This window comes from Corynebacterium lujinxingii (assembly GCF_014490555.1).
Classification (GTDB): domain Bacteria; phylum Actinomycetota; class Actinomycetes; order Mycobacteriales; family Mycobacteriaceae; genus Corynebacterium; species Corynebacterium lujinxingii.
In genome coordinates, this window is record NZ_CP061032.1 from 1,623,654 (window position 1) to 1,638,822 (window position 15,169).

Below are 15,169 nucleotides of genomic sequence, written 5' to 3' on the forward strand. Positions count from 1 at the left end.
ATATCTTCTCTTCGCCAACCGGGTTAGCTGTCGGGCGGGGTGTTGAGAATTAGCCCTTGGCCGAATCGGCCACACGCCCCACGGGAGGAAGGCCTCCGCTGCGGTTCCCCGGTCCCCTATCGGCCTCGAACGCGCTGTGCGATCTCCGCGTCTGGGTTACGGCTCATATGTTGTTTTCGATCCATGCTTCCAACGGCTGTTGTCGCAATGTCTCGAACAGGTTACGAAACGGCAACGAAGGTGTCCAACCAACACGCCGTTACAAATCCGTTATCAACAAATCGTTGTTGAATCAGTGGCCATTTCCTTGACGACGACACACGCGTGCTCCACGACATATGCCGCCGTTTACACATCGCTACCTGGGCCTTTGTCGACCAGCGCAAACGATCGCACCGGGACGTAAAACTAGAGGCAGCCCCAAAGGGTTACTCTCTGTGACCTTCCACACACCGCCTTGGTAACCAGTTTGTTACAAAGCAAAACGCCCTTTCCCGGCGTCCGGGAAAGGGCGTTCGCGACCGCTATTTACTCAGCGTTGTCGTGCGTGGCGTCGCGGTCGGAGCGGTCCTTCGTGGCCTCGAGCGCGCGCAGCGTCTCGACGGCCTCGTGGTGCTTCTGCTCCTCTGCGTCGCGGACACGCTCGGTGACACCGAGCTCTGCCGGCGAGAACTTGCCGATGGTCTCGGAGTCTGCGAAACCGAGCTGGTTCATCTGCTTCGGCACACGGGCACCCGCGTACTCGAGCGGCTCCGGGTGGCCGTCTGCGTCCACCGGGCCGAGCGGCTGGTGAATCTCGACGAACGCACCGTTCGGCAGGCGCTTGATCACACCGGTCTCGATGCCGTGCTCCAGCACCTCACGGTCGGAGCGCTGCAGGCCAATGCAGAGACGGTAGGTGATGAAGAACGCCAGCGGCGGCAGAACGATGAGGCCGATGCGGCCAAACCACGTCATCGCGTTCAGCGAAATCTGGAAGAAGTGCGCCACGTGGTCGTTACCACCCGAGATGGTCAGCAGTAGGAAGAAGACAAGGCCCATGACGCCGATACCGGTGCGCACCGGAACGTCACGCGGACGCTGCAGCAGGTTGTGGTGCGCGTCGTCGCCAGTGATCTTCTTCTCGATGAACGGGTAGGTAAACAGCAGAACGACCAGCAGGCCACACAGCAGGGCAACCCAGAAGGCGCCCGGGATGGTGTAGTTGCCGATGTAGAGCTCCCACGCCGGCATGACACGCGCCGCACCGTCGGTCCAAAGCATGTAGATGTCCGGCTGGGAACCAGCAGAGACCTGCGACGGGTTGTACGGGCCAATGTTCCAGATGCCGTTGATGGTGGTCAGACCAGCCATCGCAGCGAGCACTGCGAACACGAACATCATGTAGCCGATTGCCTCGGTAGCGAACACCGGCATGATGCGAACACCGACAACGTTGTTCTCGGTGCGGCCCGGGCCCGGGAACTGGGTGTGCTTCTGGAACCAGACGAGCAGCAGGTGAGCTGCGATCAGCGCGAGGATGATGCCCGGCAGGATCAGCACGTGCAGGATGTAGAAACGATCCAGCATGAGATCCGACGGGAAGTCGCCGCCGAAGATCGCCCAGTGCAGCCAGGTACCGATGATCGGCAGACCCAGGATGATCGCGGACATAATGCGCAGACCGACGCCGGAGAGCAGGTCGTCCGGCAGGGAGTAACCCATAAAGCCCTCGATCATGCCGAGCAGCACCAGGGTGACACCGATGAGCCAGTTCGCCTCACGCGGGCGACGGAACGCGCCGGTGAAGAAGATGCGCATCATGTGCGCGAACATGGCCATCATGAACATCAGTGCAGCCCAGTGGTGCATCTGACGAACGAAGAGGCCGCCGCGCACGTCGAAGGAAATATCAAGCGCGGTTGCGTAAGCGCGAGACATCTCCACACCGTTGAGCGGCAAGTAGGCGCCGTCGTAAATCACCTTGGTGATCGACGGGTCAAAGAACAAGGCCAAGTAGACACCGGTCAGCAGCAGGATGATGAAGCTGTACAGCGCCATCTCACCGAGCATGAACGACCAGTGGGTCGGGAAGACCTTGTTGAGCTGCGGGCGCAGCACGCCCGCGATCGTGTAGCGGGAATCCGCGTTGTCCGCGGCTTGTGCAAGTTTCGTACTCATTAGGACTGACGCTCCCAGAATGCCGGGCCGACGGGCTCAATGAAGTTCCCGTTGGCGATGAGGTAACCGTCTTCGTCAACCGTCACAGGAAGCTGCGGCAGAGCACGGGCGGCCGGACCGAAGATCGGCTTGCCGTACTGCAGGGCATCGAACTGCGACTGGTGGCACGGGCACAGGATGCGGTTGGTCTGAGCCTCGTACAGCGAGGTCGGGCAACCGATGTGCGTGCAAATCTTGGAGTAGGCGTAGTAATCGCCGTAGTGGAAATCTTCCTGACCTTCACGCTCGACGACGCGCTTGGCGTCCTGCGAGCGCAGGCGGATGAGCATGACCGAGTTACGCGGGCCGTGGATCGAGTGCATGTGGTTCTCGTACACGTCGCGCTTCGGGTCGTACTCCGCGCCGTCGTTGACGTCCTCCGGGTAAAGCGGGAAGACAGTCTCCATGGCGGCGGCTGCGAGGTCCTCGGGACGCATACGCACCAGGCGGGACACGCCAGCGGTGCTGTAGTGCGAGCCGGCCTCCCCCTTGTGCAGCTCGGCGATCGCGCCGGTGTCGCGGCCCAGGTAGACCTTCACGCCCTTGTCCTGGATGGTCCAGCCGTGGGTCCACAGGGTGCCGTCACCGTGGTAGTCCAGCTCGTGACGGACCTTCCACGGGTTCTTGATCATGCCGCCCAGCGGCGCAATGACCATGAGGCCGGTGAGCACGCCGGCGGTGCCGAGCAGACCCTTCAGGGCTTTGCGACGACCAAGCGTCGAAGTCTCCCACGCGTCGTTCAGCAGCGCGGTGGTCGTGCGGCGGTCAAGCTCGCTGGAGCGGCCGTCGTGGCGACGCTGCACCGCGATCTCTTCCGGCACGAACTTCTTGACGTACTGGACGATGGACACGCCGAGGGAGCAGAACGCCAACGCGGCGGTCAGGCCCAGCAGCGGGGTGTAAAGGGTGTAAACAAACAGGCCCTCGTCGCCGTGGAACTTCGGGTGCCACGGCCAGAACAGGTAAACGCCGAGGAACGCGATTGCAGACAGAACGGCCAGGGTCAGCCAGATCTTGATGCCGCGCTCTGCGGACTTCTCGCGGGGATCGCCCTCGACCGGGAAGCGCTCCTTGCGGTAGGCGACGGTGACGTCGTCAAGCTCCGTGCCAAGTGCGGCGAGCTCCGCATTGTTCATGCGGTCTAGCTCTTCAGTCGTGTAATTCTTCTTCACTTCACTCATGAACGGGATCCAATCCACATAGCAACGGCGGCGACCAGGGAAATACCGATCATCCACATCGCCATACCTTCAGAAACCGGGCCGAGGCCACCGAGGGACCAGCCACTCGGCGACGGGGTTTCCTTCGTCGACTTGATGAAGGCGATGATGTCCTTCTTCTCGTCGGCGGAGAGCTGGCGGTCGGAGAACTTCGGCATGTTCTGCGGGCCGGTCAGCATGGCCTGGTAGATCTCCTGCTCATTGGCAGGATCAAGGTGAGGCGCATACTTACCGGAGGACAGCGAGCCGCCGCGGCCGGTGAAGTTGTGGCAGGACGCGCAGTTCAAGCGGAACAGTTCGCCACCGCGGGCGACGTCCTCAGCCTGGATCTGACCGTCGTAGTTCTTGCCGCGGAGCTCTTCCTTGGCCACTTCGCCCTTGTCGTTGTACACGATCTCCGGGCCGCCACCGTTCGCTGCGACGTACGCAGCGAGTGCGAGGGCCTGGTTCTCGGTGTAACGCGGGCGCTTGCGCTCGGCCTGCGCGTCGTTGGACATCATCGGCATACGGCCGGAGTTGACCTGGAAGTACACGGCGCCTTCGCCGGTACCAATCAGCGACGGACCGCGGTCCGCGACGCCCTGCAGGTTCGCGCCGTGGCACGTGATGCAGGCAACGTCGTAAATCTCCTTGCCCTCTTGGACGAGGGCCTGGTCGTCACGCTGTGCGGTGGCCACCTGAGCGTTCGGGGTCAGCGCAGAAGCGAGCAGACCCGCGCCGGACAAGCCCAGCGTCAACGCAGCGGCACCAGCAAGGGTGCGCTGCGTCTTCCGTGCGCGACGCTTCTTGTTTGGTGAGTTTTCCATTTTGTTCCTTATTTACGAGTTTTCAGAACACATCTGCTACCCGGGGTTCCCCGGGGTGTGGGCTACTGGACGAGGTACAGGGTGATGAACACGCCGACCCAGATCGCGTCGACGAAGTGCCAGTAGTACGAAACCACCATGGCGGCAGTTGCCTGCGCCGGGGTGAACTTCGACTTGGACACTCGCATCAGAACGATGATGAACGCGATGATGCCCGCGGTCACGTGCGCCATGTGGAAGCCGGTGATGATGTACACCACCGAGCCGAAGACGGAGGACTGCGGCGTTACGCCGGCCGTAACCATCTCGGTCCACTCGAAGGCCACGAGGCCGAGGAAGATGACGCCCAGCACAACGGTCACGGTGAACCACTTGCGCAGGCCGAAGACATCACCTCGTTCTGCAGCGAACACGCCGAACTGAGAGGTGAACGAGGAAGCAATCAGGACGACGGTGATGATGCCACCGAACAGGACGTTCAGGTGGGCCGTCTGATTGCTCCAGTCACCTGCGGCGAGGCCGTTTGCGCGCGACGTAAAGTACATCGCGAACAAGCCGGCGAAGAACATGAGCTCTTGGGCGAGGAACGCGATCGTTCCGACGCTGACCATGTTTGGCCGGTTCAGCGCCGGAAGGCGATTCTGCGGGCTCGCCGTATTTGGGTTTGAAATTGCGGTCGTCACGGATGCGATTATCCCCTATTTGTCCCTGATATTCATCTCACTCACCCCCGCCTTTTCCCTGTGAACGCGCGCTCAACCTGCGCAGTTCACAAACAAAGGTGTACGCAAAAACTTTTTTGAAATTGCGGGAACTTTTTCACCCTCACATCCGACACTTATCGACGCAGGTCATTGCGTCGTCTCACAACTCCGCCCGATTTCGGTCGTCATTTCAATCACCGAAACCGCGCGTTTGAAGCGACGCTCACCGCGTCAGAATAGTTCCCGGATGTGGCCGAACTCACACCGCCAGCCGTCCCCCGCTTCGGACCTAAACTTTCGATTGACCCCCGGCCCATTTGCACACGAAAACGCCCCCTCCGGGATGTTCCGGAAGGGGCGTTCTCGGCTGCACCCCGGGAAGGTCACGGGGTTTCGTCACTTAGTGCTTTTCCTTGGGGATGCCGTACTGCAGGTTGAGCTGTGCGGTAGCCCAGATCAGCATGATCGCGCCGAAGGCGATCAGCCAGAGCTGCCAGAAGGCGATGCCGAGGCCGAGGAAGCAGATCGCGGCAGCCATCGTGAACGGCCAGATCGAGCTCGGCGAGAAGAAGCCCAGCACGCCAGCGCCGTCTTCAATCTCGGCTTCCTCCCAGTCCTCGGGGAGGACGTCCTGGCGGGCCTCAGTGATGTTGAGGTAGCCGCCGAGCATGAAGGAGAACACCGCTGCGAGCACGAGGCCCACGGCGCCAATCCACTCGACGCCGAAGAGGTAGGCGTCCTCGCCGATCCACGCCGTTGCGAGGATGTAGAACACTGCCATCAGGGCAAGGAATGTGCCAATGGCGTAGAAAACTTTTGAACCGGTTCCCATGGCTACGTTCTCTCTTTCTTAAACGGTCGCGTTCGGATCGACGGTGTTGTTGCCGTCGCGCGAACCGTCGCGCTCGGTAACAAACGGGCGGGTGGAGGTTGCGTACGGTGCCTCACCAATGGAGCTGAGCGCCTCAGAGTTCGGGGCCTCCGGGTTCTGGCGGCGGTACTCGATGTACTGCTCGAACTTCTCCGGGCTCACGGCACGGACCTCGAAGTTCATCATCGCGTGGTAGGTACCGCACATCTCGGCACAGCGGCCGACGAATGCGCCCTCTTCCTCAATACGCTCGATCTGGAACTCACGCTGCTGCTGGTTGTTCTCCGGGTGCGCGTAGACGTCGCGCTTGAACAGGAACTCCGGAACCCAGAACGCGTGGTTCACGTCGCCGGAGGCCAGACGGAACGCGATCGGGGTGTCGGTCGGCAGCACGAGCACCGGAACCTCTTCGGTGGAACCGACGGTCTCGATCTCGTTGAAGTTGAGGTAGGACAGGTCACCCATCGAGGAGCCGTGGATCGGGTTCGCGTTGTGCATGTCCTCCGGATCCGTCTTAGTCTTCTCGGCGATGGCCTGACGCTCGGCGTCCAAGCCGTCGTAGTCCTGGCCGTTGGCGGTCAGGTCGCCTGCCACCTCGGCGTAGCCGAACTTCCAGTTCCACTGGTAGCCGGTGACGTCGACGGTAACCTTCGGGTCCTTATCCAGCGCCGTGGTGCGCGTCTGGGCCTGGACGGTGAAGAAGAACAGGACCATCACGATGATGATCGGGAGAATCGTCAGGCCGAGCTCGAGCGGCACGTTGTACTGCAGCTGCTTCGGGAATTCGCCTGCACCCTGCTTCGTGCGGGCCTTGTGGTTCCACCGCACGATGGACATGAGGAACAGGCCCCACATAATGATGCCGATGATCCAGGCCGCGACCCAGACCCACACCCAGAAGTTGTACATCTGGGTACCTTCCGGGGTGACCGGGTCCGGCCAGCCCATGTCGAGGATGCGCGCGACCGACTCCGGGGGTGCAACGTCGCAGCCCGTCAGCGCAAAGCTTCCGAGGAGCAGCGAACCGGCGACGGCAGCCTTCTTGGCGAATCCGCGCTTAACTTCCTTTTCCACGTGTGTTTGCCTTCCTGTCCACACTAGAACCATCGAATGCCCATGCCGATGGCAGAACATTCCTACGGGGCCAGAATAGTTCAAACAGTTCTCCCCCACTCAATCCCGGAGCCATTCACGCTTCTCGACGACCCCCTGCACCCCAGCCCTTCGCCCCGACGCCTTAATCAGCCCCGCTTACTGGGCATTACGTTCCACTTCGGAGTGGGCCCAAGTGTCGCACGTGTGGAGCCCGTAATTCTTCATCCATTAGTTGGCCCCCTTATGGGGCACGGCAAAAGATGGACACCCCGCACCGTGCGCGGTTCACGGGTTTTCGGACCAAAACCCTATTGTTGAGATGGACGTTACGGTGCCGCGCGCGTGAGCGCCGGCGCACCTTATATATAGGAGAGGTTCTTAAACAGAATGTGCGGCCTTCTTGCCCTGCTGACTGCCCGCGGCGACGCCCCCGAATTCACCGACGCTGTGGGTCGCTCGCTGCAATGCATGTACCACCGCGGTCCGGATGCCGCGGGCACCTGGAACGACGGCGACGCCGTGTTCGGCTTTAACCGGTTGGCGATCATCGATATCGAGCACTCCCACCAGCCGCTGCGCTGGGGACCGGCCGACAATCCGGAACGCTACGCACTGACCTTTAACGGCGAGATCTACAACTACGTCGAGCTGCGCGAAGAGCTCCAGGCCGCCGGCTACGCCTTCAACACCGAGGGCGACGGCGAGCCGATTGTGGTCGGCTACCACCACTGGGGCGCGAACGTGGTCGAGCACCTTCGCGGCATGTTCGCTTTCGTCATCTGGGACACCGAGACGAGGACGATGTTTGCCGCGCGCGACCAGTTCGGTATCAAGCCGCTGTTTTACGCCACCACCGACAAGGGCACTGTGTTCGCCTCCGAGAAGAAGTCGATTCTGGAGATGGCAGACGAGCTCGGTCTAGGCCTGGGCCTTGATCGCCGCGCAATTGAGCACTATGTGGATCTGCAGTACGTGCCGGAGCCGGAAAGCTTGCACGAGGAGATCCGCCGCGTGGAGTCCGGCTGCACGGTGACCATCAAGCCGGGCGGCAAGGTCCACTCCGACCGCTACTTCGAGCCGCATTTCGATTCCCAGCCGGTGCCGAAGGGCAAGGAGCAGGACCTCTACGACAGGATCGCCCGCGCGCTGGAGGGTTCCGTGGAAAAGCACATGCGTGCCGACGTCACCGTCGGATCCTTTCTCTCCGGCGGCATCGATTCCACCGCGATTGCCGCACTGGCGAAGCGCCACAACCCGAATCTTTTGACGTTCACCACCGGTTTCGAGCGCGAGGGGTACTCGGAGGTCGACGTGGCTGCGGAGTCGGCGGAGGCGATCGGTGTGGAGCACATCGTGAAGATCGTCTCCCCCGAGGAGTACGCGGACGCGATCCCGAAGATCATGTGGTACCTCGACGACCCGGTCGCAGACCCATCGCTGGTGCCACTGTTTTTCGTCGCGCAAGAGGCCCGCAAACATGTGAAGGTGGTGCTCTCCGGTGAGGGTGCCGACGAGCTGTTTGGCGGCTACACCATTTACAAAGAACCGCTGTCGCTCGCGCCCTTTGAGAAGCTGCCGAGCGCGCTGAACAAGGGTCTGAATCGGTTGAGCCGCGTCCTGCCGGATGGCATGAAGGGCAAGAGCCTACTCGAGCGCGGTACGACCCCGATGGAGGACCGCTACTACGGCAACGCCCGCTCCTTTAACTTCGATCAGCTCCAGCGTGTGCTGCCGTGGGCGAAGCGCGAGTGGGACCACCGCGAGGTCACAGCGCCGATCTACGCCGCATCCACCGACATGGACCCGGTGGCGCGCATGCAAAACCTCGACCTGTTTACCTGGATGCGCGGCGATATTCTGGTCAAGGCCGACAAGATGAACATGGCGAACTCGCTCGAGCTGCGTGTGCCGTTCTTGGACAAGGAGGTCTTCGAGGTCGCCCAGACGATCCCCTTCGATCAAAAGATCGCGAATGGCACCACCAAGTACGCGCTACGCAAGGCGATGGAGCAGATCGTCCCGCCGCACGTGCTGCACCGCAAGAAGCTGGGCTTCCCGGTTCCGATGCGCCACTGGCTCGCCGGCGACGAGCTCTTCGGCTGGGCGCAGGACACGATCCGCGAGTCGCTTACCGACGACATCTTTGCCAAGGACCAGGTCCTGGAGATGCTCAAGGAGCACCGCGACGGTGTCTCCGACCACTCCCGCCGCCTGTGGACGGTGCTGGCCTTCATGGTCTGGCACGGCATTTTCGTCGAGCACCGCATCGACCCGCAGATCGAGCACAAGGACTACCCGGTCGAGCTCTAGGTAGCGCCTGCACTACCTCAAATGTAGCGCCAGGGGTGTGGTGCCGCGACCCGTGTGCGGGTTGGATGAGATGCATGTCAACAGCACGCAAAGTTCTCCTCACGGTCGGCGGCCTAATGGTCGCGCTCACTCTCGCAGCGGTTACCGCCCTGTATGTCTACGGTCCCACTGCCACCGCCATGTACACCGGCACCGCTCGGTTCTTTGGCACGGACACCCCGAAGCGCTACACCTCTACGGTGCTCGATCTCGCCAGCCAGGGCATCTACGCAGACTCTGCGGAGTTTGCGGAGGCCAGCACCGCTGCTCGAGAAGCCGCGGAGAACGCCGAAACGCTCGACGACATCCGTCCCGCACTCAACAAGGCCGTGCAGGCTGCTGGAGGCAAGCACTCCAAACTGTTCGCGCCAGCCACTGGCGACGATGACGAGGTTGCTGAAACGAAGACTGTCGGCGTGGCGGTCAGTGGCGGCGTCGCGGTTGCGACGGTGCCAAGAGTGGACCGCCACGCCGACGTTCAGGCCTACGCGGACACCCTCACTAGCGGCCTGATCCAAGCCCGGGACGATGGGGTTTGCGGAGTTATCGTGGACCTGCGCGGTAACTACGGTGGCGATATGGGCCCAATGCTCGCGGGGCTCTCACCTCTACTTCCGGACGGTGAGGTGCTCGAATTTGTTACAGCGAGCAGCTCGATGCCGGTCAACGTCAGCGGTAACGCGGTCGACGGCGGAGGGACCGCCCTGGAAACCGCGGGTGGCAAATGGGACGCGCCGACCGCTGTGCTTGTGGACGAATACACCGCCTCGTCCGGTGAGGCAACGATGTTGTCGTTCCGCGGCTTGGAGCACTCGCGCAGCTTCGGTGAACCGACGGCCGGCTATGCCTCGGCCAACATGGTTTACGACTTTCCAGACGGTAGCAACCTGATGCTCACCATCGCGAAGGATCGCGCCCGCACCGGCGAAACGTTCGCGGAGGATCCCATCCGTCCCGATACCGAGGGCGGTGAAGCAGACGCGCTGGCGTGGCTCGCCGAGGAGCATGGCTGCCGGTAACAAGGCAAGAAGAAAGCTCCGCACCGTTGATGGTGCGGAGCTTTCATCGTCGCTAAGCGAACGGCGCTTAGTTGAAGCTGTCGCCGCAGGCGCAGGCGGAACCAGCGTTCGGGTTGTCGATGGTGAAGCCCTGCTGCTCGATGGTGTCGGCAAAGTCGATGGTGGCGCCCATGAGGTACGGAACGCTCATCTTGTCCACGACGAGACGCACGCCGCCAACCTCGTCGGCCTTGTCGCCGTCTAGGTCGCGGTCGTCGAAGTAGAGCTGGTAGCGCAGGCCAGCGCAGCCACCCGGCTGGACAGCGATACGCAGGGAGAGGTCGTTACGGCCCTCCTGGTCCAGCAGCGCCTTCGCCTTGGCGGCCGCGGCCTCGGTCAGGTTCACACCGGTTGCGGAAGTAGGTGCAGTCATTGGGTACTCCTTCGTGCTACGCGTTCGAGTGGCGCCCATGCTACGCGCCTACCCATCACGCCCGGTGTAACAGCTCCGGTGCGCAATGTATTCCCACTGGTTATTGGAATGTCGCGGCAGCCTTGTAGCCTATATGGCGTGAAACTTCCCTGGCAGAAAAATGAAGAGGCGGGCGGCTCGGGCTCGTCGAAAATTGAGCTCCCCGGCCGCGACGATGCACCCGCGGTAGCCGAGCCCGCAGAGAAGCAGTACCCGAAGGGATACACCCCGCCGAAGGGCCGTCCGACTCCGAAGCGTCTAGACCAGGAGATCAAGCGTGGCGTGGTGCGCGACCCGAACGCCGCCAGCCCCGCGCAGATGCGCCAGCGTGAAAAAGAGCTGAAGAAGACCATGTCCAAGGAGGAGTGGAAGGCGCACAAGAAGGAGGTCCGCGCCGAAAACCGCGCTCGCAACCGCGAACTGCAGGCGAAGATGGACTCCGGCGACGAGCGCTACCTCATGGAGCGCGACAAGGGCGAGGTGCGCCGCTTCGTGCGCGACTGGGTGGATTCCCAGCGCTTCTTCAACAACTACGTCATGCCGGTCGCGCTGATCCTGGTCGTCGTGATGTTCCTGGGTACGTGGCTACCGCGTCTGGCTGCTGCCCTTTCCATTGCAACGCTGCTGTTCATCCTCACGATCTTCATCGAAGGCTTCGTCATCGGTTTCCGCGTCAACCGTCGCGTGCGCCAGAAGTTCCCAGACGCCAAGACCGGCTTCAGCCTGGGCATGTACGCGTTCTCGCGCGCGACCCAGCCGCGCAACTGGCGCTCGCCGAAGCCGCAGGTGGCGCTCGGAGAAAAGGTCTAGGCCATGCGTTTTCCCCCGGTTGAGCCGCCGAAGCGCGCCCATGCCCGCGCGGTGGCGGATGCGCTCGCTGGCGCCACGAGCGGCGTCGCACTCGGCAGGCTGGGGGCGCTCGGCGCGTGGGTCGCTTCCGCGCAGGGCCGCGACATGCCGCAGCCGTTCACTCGCGCCCGGTCGATTGTTGTCGCCGGCAACCACGGCATCGCCGCGCGCGGGGTGTCCGCGTGGACATCTGACGCTGCGGAGGCGCAGGCCGAGCAGCTGCGCCGCGGTGCTGGTCCGGCGAGCGCGGCTGCGCGCGTGTCGGGCGCGAGCATCAGGCTTATCGACGACTACTTGGCCACCCCCACCGGCGCCATCGACACCGAGCCGGCGGTCAGCCAGGACGTGTGGGCCGCTGCCCTCGCCGCCGGCGCGGAGATCGCCGACAGTGAGATCGACGCCGGCGCAGACTTGATTATCCCGGGAGACATCGGGGTGGCGAACACGACTGTCGCCGCCGCCGTGTACGGCACGTTCACCCGCACAGAGCCGGTCAACGCAATCGGGCGCGGCTCCGGAATCAACGACGAGGTGTGGAAGGTGAAAGTCGCCGCGATCCGTGACGCGATGTTTCGGGTCCGCGGCTTTCGCAACGACACAGAGCGTGTCTGCGCGGAATTGTCCGGCCCGGATTTGGCGTGTCTGACCGGCATCATCGCCCAGTCCGCGGCACGTCGCACGCCTCTGCTCATCGACAGCACCTACGCGGCTGTGGCCGCATACGTCGCCGAGCGCCTGGCCCCCGGCACGAAGGAATGGATCTTGGCGGCGCAGCTCACCGAGGAACCCGCGCATGCTGGCTGCCTCGAAGCGCTCGGGCTCACACCAGTGCTCACCCTGGATATGAAAACGGGCCAGGGCGCTGGTGCCCTGGCCGCGTTGCCGCAGTTGAACCTCGCCGCCGAGTTGGTCGGCGAGGCGATGGGAAACTAAGCCTCGATCAGCGTGGTGTTCCAGCCGTGGGTGTCCTCCACGTCACCGGTCTGGATGCCGCGCAGGCGCTCGCGCATCGCCATGGTGATCTCGCCGGCCTCACCGCCGTTGATGGTGAATTCGCCGTGCTTGCTCAGCACGCGGCCGACCGGGGTGATCACGGCCGCGGTGCCGCACGCCATGGTCTCGGAGATGGTGCCGTCTTCAGCGCCAGTGCGCCATTCGTCGACAGTGATCTTGCGCTCCTCCACCTCGTAGCCCAAGTCCTTGACCACCTGCAGCAACGACTTGCGAGTGATGCCCGGCAGCAGGGAGCCAGTCAGTTCGGGGGTGATGATCTTCGCGGTCTCGCCCGAGCCTTCGACGAACATGAGGTTCATGCCGCCCATCTCCTCGATGTACTCGCGCTCGCACGCGTCGAGGAATACAACTTGGTCGCAGCCCTTTGCCGCCGCTTCCTGCTGCGCGATGAGCGATGCGGCGTAGTTACCGGCGAACTTCGCGTCGCCGGTGCCGCCCGGGGCCGCGCGCACGTAGTCCTCGGAGATCCAGACGCTGACCGGCTTCACCCCACCGGAGAAGTATGCGCCGGCCGGGGAGGCGATGATGTAGAACGAAAAGTTCGACGATGGCTTCACACCCAGCGTCTTTTCCGTGCCGATCATGAACGGGCGCAGGTACAGCGAAGCTTCGCCGCCCGCCTCGGGGACCCACTTTTCGTCGATGGCCACGATCTGGCGCACCGCTTCCAAAAACAGTTCCTCCGGCAGCTCCGGCATCGCCATGCGCTTGGCGGAGTTGTTCAGGCGCTTCGCGTTCTGCTCGGGGCGAAACGCGGTGATCCGGCCGTCGGCGTGGCGGTAGGCCTTGAGCCCCTCGAAGATGGCCTGGCCGTAGTGGAAGACGTTGGACGCCGGGTCGAGCGAGATCGGCTCGTAGGCGCGGACCTGCGGATTGTGCCAGCCGTCCTCCTCGTTCCACTCGATGGAGACCATGTGGTCGGTGAACTCCTGGCCGAACGCGGGGTCTTTCAGGATCTGCTCGCGTTCCGCGTCGGACGCAGGGTTTTCGGACGGGGTAATTGCAAATTCGAGGTTAGCCATGTGGTCCACGTTACTCGGTGTCTATGTACCCTCGGTAGACAATCCTGTCCGTTTCGCCAGAAAGGTGTTGTTTATGTCGTTCGATGTCTCGCTTCCCGCCCGCGGCACGACCGTCCGCGCGGTCACCGGTTCCGCCCCTGCCGGAGCTGCGGCGTTGGTGCCGGTCGCTTCCGGTGAGGACGGAATCGAGGTGCCGGTGACTCAACTTGCACCGCAAGGTCTTCTGGAGGCGCTCGTCGCTGTCGGCGCGAAGGGCACCACGGGTGAGGTGACGCGCGTGCTTGTCGACGACACCCTCGTCATCACGTTCGGCCTCGGCGACGCCGCCGACATCGACGACGAGGCCGTACGCCGCGCCGTCGGCAACGCCACCCGCACGCTCAACGGCCTGGACAAGGCCACGATCTCCACGGAGTTCGGCGTCCGCCCGGTTGTCGAGGGGCTGCTGCTCGGCGGCTACGTCTACAACGGCCTGAAGTCTGCCGGCGCCACGCTTGATGATGACAACACCGACGCCGAGCTGCCCCAAACCACCGAAGTCACCGTGGTCGGCGCCGACGAAACTGAGTTCGAGCAGGCTGTGGCGATCGCCGAGTCCGTCAATCTCGCCCGCGACTTGGTCAACACCCCGGCGAACTTCCTCTACCCCGAGACCTACGCCGCGGTAATGGGCGAGGTTGCTAAGACCGCGGGCCTGGACATCGAGGTGCTCGACGAAAACGCACTCGAGGAGCAGGGCTTCGGCGGCATTCTTACGGTCGGCCGCGGGTCGTCGAGAAGCCCGCGCCTGGTCCACCTCACCTGGGCGCCCGAGGGTGCGACGAAGAAGGTCGCGCTCGTGGGCAAGGGCATCACCTTCGACACCGGCGGCATCTCGCTCAAGCCAGGCTCCGGCATGGAGGACATGATCTCCGACATGGGCGGCTCCGCAGCGCAGCTCGGCGCCATCGCCGCCGCCGCGCGCCTCAACCTGCCAGCGCGTATCGACGCCTGGCTGCCCCTGGCCGAGAACATGCCCTCCGGCACCGCTACCCGCCCGGGCGATGTGATCACGCACTACGGCGGCATCACCTCCGAGGTGATCAACACCGACGCGGAGGGTCGCCTAGTGCTTGCAGACGCCATCGCCCGCGCCTGCGAGGACAACCCCGACTACCTCGTTGAAACCGCCACCTTGACCGGCGCGCAGCTGGTCGCCCTGGGCAACCGCACCGCCGGCGTGATGGGTTCCGACGAGCTGCGCGACCTCGTGGCCGAGGCCGGCCGCGGCGTCGGCGAACAGGCCTGGGCCATGCCGCTGCTCGAGGAGCAGGAAGATGAGCTCAAGTCCCCCATCGCCGACATCCGCAACACCCATAACGCGCGAACCGGCGGCATGCTCTTCGCCGGGCTCTACCTGTCCCGCTTCATCCCGGAAGACGTCGAGTGGACCCACATCGATGTCGCTGGGCCTGCTTGGAACGGCGGCGGTGCCTGGGGCTACACCCCGAAGCGCGCCACCGGTGCCCCGGTGCGCACCATCGTCGAGACGCTGCAGCAGGTGGCAGCGAAGTAGGGGCGCACCTACAGA

General features: G+C 63.4%; 13 protein-coding genes and 1 riboswitch. Of the genes, 5 read left to right on the forward strand and 8 right to left on the reverse strand.

The window, feature by feature from the left end; genetic code table 11:
- Positions 1–142: riboswitch (cyclic di-AMP (ydaO/yuaA leader) on the reverse strand.
- 386 nt (positions 143–528) lie between these two features.
- The 6 genes from qcrB to ctaC form a co-directional block, all read right to left on the reverse strand.
- Positions 529–2,160 carry a cytochrome bc1 complex cytochrome b subunit gene (gene qcrB, locus IAU68_RS08075; RefSeq protein ID WP_171192796.1) on the reverse strand — a complete coding sequence of 544 codons (1,632 nt, stop codon included), beginning with the start codon at positions 2,158–2,160 and terminating at the stop codon, positions 529–531.
- Complete coding sequence (gene qcrA / locus IAU68_RS08080) at positions 2,160–3,380, reverse strand: cytochrome bc1 complex Rieske iron-sulfur subunit (protein WP_171192797.1); 1,221 nt, start codon at positions 3,378–3,380, stop codon at positions 2,160–2,162. The genes qcrB and qcrA overlap by 1 nt, the downstream gene beginning before the upstream one ends.
- Positions 3,377–4,225: a cytochrome bc1 complex diheme cytochrome c subunit gene (gene qcrC, locus IAU68_RS08085; protein ID WP_171192798.1), complete on the reverse strand. Its 849-nt coding sequence runs from the start codon at positions 4,223–4,225 to the stop codon at positions 3,377–3,379. Before qcrC ends, qcrA begins: the two co-directional genes overlap by 4 nt.
- Positions 4,226–4,287: 62 nt before the next feature.
- On the reverse strand, positions 4,288–4,908 hold the full coding sequence (gene ctaE, locus IAU68_RS08090) for an aa3-type cytochrome oxidase subunit III (RefSeq protein WP_171192799.1): 621 nt from the start codon (positions 4,906–4,908) through the stop codon (positions 4,288–4,290).
- A 421-nt stretch (positions 4,909–5,329) separates the two neighbouring features.
- Positions 5,330–5,761 carry an aa3-type cytochrome oxidase subunit IV gene (gene ctaF, locus IAU68_RS08095; protein WP_171192800.1) on the reverse strand — a complete coding sequence of 144 codons (432 nt, stop codon included), beginning with the start codon at positions 5,759–5,761 and terminating at the stop codon, positions 5,330–5,332.
- Positions 5,762–5,779: 18 nt separating this feature from the next.
- Complete coding sequence (gene ctaC / locus IAU68_RS08100) at positions 5,780–6,874, reverse strand: aa3-type cytochrome oxidase subunit II (RefSeq protein WP_231698999.1); 1,095 nt, start codon at positions 6,872–6,874, stop codon at positions 5,780–5,782.
- A 408-nt stretch (positions 6,875–7,282) separates the two neighbouring features.
- Here ctaC and asnB point away from each other — a divergent pair, with 408 nt between their 5' ends.
- Both asnB and IAU68_RS08110 read left to right on the forward strand, forming a co-directional pair.
- Complete coding sequence (gene asnB, locus IAU68_RS08105; RefSeq protein ID WP_171192802.1) at positions 7,283–9,205, forward strand: asparagine synthase (glutamine-hydrolyzing); 1,923 nt, start codon at positions 7,283–7,285, stop codon at positions 9,203–9,205.
- Positions 9,206–9,279: 74 nt separating this feature from the next.
- Positions 9,280–10,263, forward strand: a complete 984-nt coding sequence (locus tag IAU68_RS08110) for a S41 family peptidase (protein ID WP_171192803.1) — start codon at positions 9,280–9,282, stop codon at positions 10,261–10,263.
- Between the two features lie 67 nt (positions 10,264–10,330).
- On the opposite strand, the gene IAU68_RS08115 is transcribed toward IAU68_RS08110, so the two are convergent.
- Positions 10,331–10,675, reverse strand: a complete 345-nt coding sequence (locus IAU68_RS08115; protein ID WP_070422162.1) for a HesB/IscA family protein — start codon at positions 10,673–10,675, stop codon at positions 10,331–10,333.
- 138 nt (positions 10,676–10,813) lie between these two features.
- Between IAU68_RS08115 and IAU68_RS08120 the strand changes: the two genes are divergently transcribed.
- On the forward strand, positions 10,814–11,524 hold the full coding sequence (locus IAU68_RS08120; protein ID WP_171192804.1) for a DUF3043 domain-containing protein: 711 nt from the start codon (positions 10,814–10,816) through the stop codon (positions 11,522–11,524).
- Positions 11,525–11,527: 3 nt separating this feature from the next.
- The gene (locus IAU68_RS08125; protein WP_171192805.1) at positions 11,528–12,496 is read left to right on the forward strand and encodes a nicotinate-nucleotide--dimethylbenzimidazole phosphoribosyltransferase; all 969 of its coding nucleotides are present in this window, start codon (positions 11,528–11,530) and stop codon (positions 12,494–12,496) included.
- Here the strand turns inward: IAU68_RS08125 and IAU68_RS08130 are convergent.
- Positions 12,493–13,599 (reverse strand): branched-chain amino acid aminotransferase, encoded by a 1,107-nt coding sequence (locus tag IAU68_RS08130; RefSeq protein WP_171192806.1) that lies wholly within the window; start codon positions 13,597–13,599, stop codon positions 12,493–12,495. The genes IAU68_RS08125 and IAU68_RS08130 overlap by 4 nt on opposite strands.
- A 73-nt stretch (positions 13,600–13,672) precedes the next feature.
- Between IAU68_RS08130 and IAU68_RS08135 the strand changes: the two genes are divergently transcribed.
- Positions 13,673–15,154, forward strand: coding sequence for a leucyl aminopeptidase (locus IAU68_RS08135; RefSeq protein ID WP_171192807.1), 1,482 nt, complete (start codon positions 13,673–13,675; stop codon positions 15,152–15,154).
- Positions 15,155–15,169 lie beyond the last annotated feature (15 nt).

What these genes read in the sequence shown, in the direction of transcription:
- IAU68_RS08125 (WP_171192805.1), top strand. Translation starts at nt 11,528, where the DNA reads ATGCGTTTTCCCCCGGTTGAGCCGCCGAAGCGCGCCCATGCCCGCGCG.
- asnB (WP_171192802.1), top strand. Translation starts at nt 7,283, where the DNA reads ATGTGCGGCCTTCTTGCCCTGCTGACTGCCCGCGGCGACGCCCCCGAA.
- IAU68_RS08115 (WP_070422162.1), bottom strand. Translation starts at nt 10,675, where the DNA reads ATGACTGCACCTACTTCCGCAACCGGTGTGAACCTGACCGAGGCCGCG.
- qcrC (WP_171192798.1), bottom strand. Translation starts at nt 4,225, where the DNA reads ATGGAAAACTCACCAAACAAGAAGCGTCGCGCACGGAAGACGCAGCGC.
- IAU68_RS08130 (WP_171192806.1), bottom strand. Translation starts at nt 13,599, where the DNA reads ATGGCTAACCTCGAATTTGCAATTACCCCGTCCGAAAACCCTGCGTCC.
- ctaF (WP_171192800.1), bottom strand. Translation starts at nt 5,761, where the DNA reads ATGGGAACCGGTTCAAAAGTTTTCTACGCCATTGGCACATTCCTTGCC.
- IAU68_RS08135 (WP_171192807.1), top strand. Translation starts at nt 13,673, where the DNA reads ATGTCGTTCGATGTCTCGCTTCCCGCCCGCGGCACGACCGTCCGCGCG.
- qcrB (WP_171192796.1), bottom strand. Translation starts at nt 2,160, where the DNA reads ATGAGTACGAAACTTGCACAAGCCGCGGACAACGCGGATTCCCGCTAC.
- qcrA (WP_171192797.1), bottom strand. Translation starts at nt 3,380, where the DNA reads ATGAGTGAAGTGAAGAAGAATTACACGACTGAAGAGCTAGACCGCATG.
- IAU68_RS08110 (WP_171192803.1), top strand. Translation starts at nt 9,280, where the DNA reads ATGTCAACAGCACGCAAAGTTCTCCTCACGGTCGGCGGCCTAATGGTC.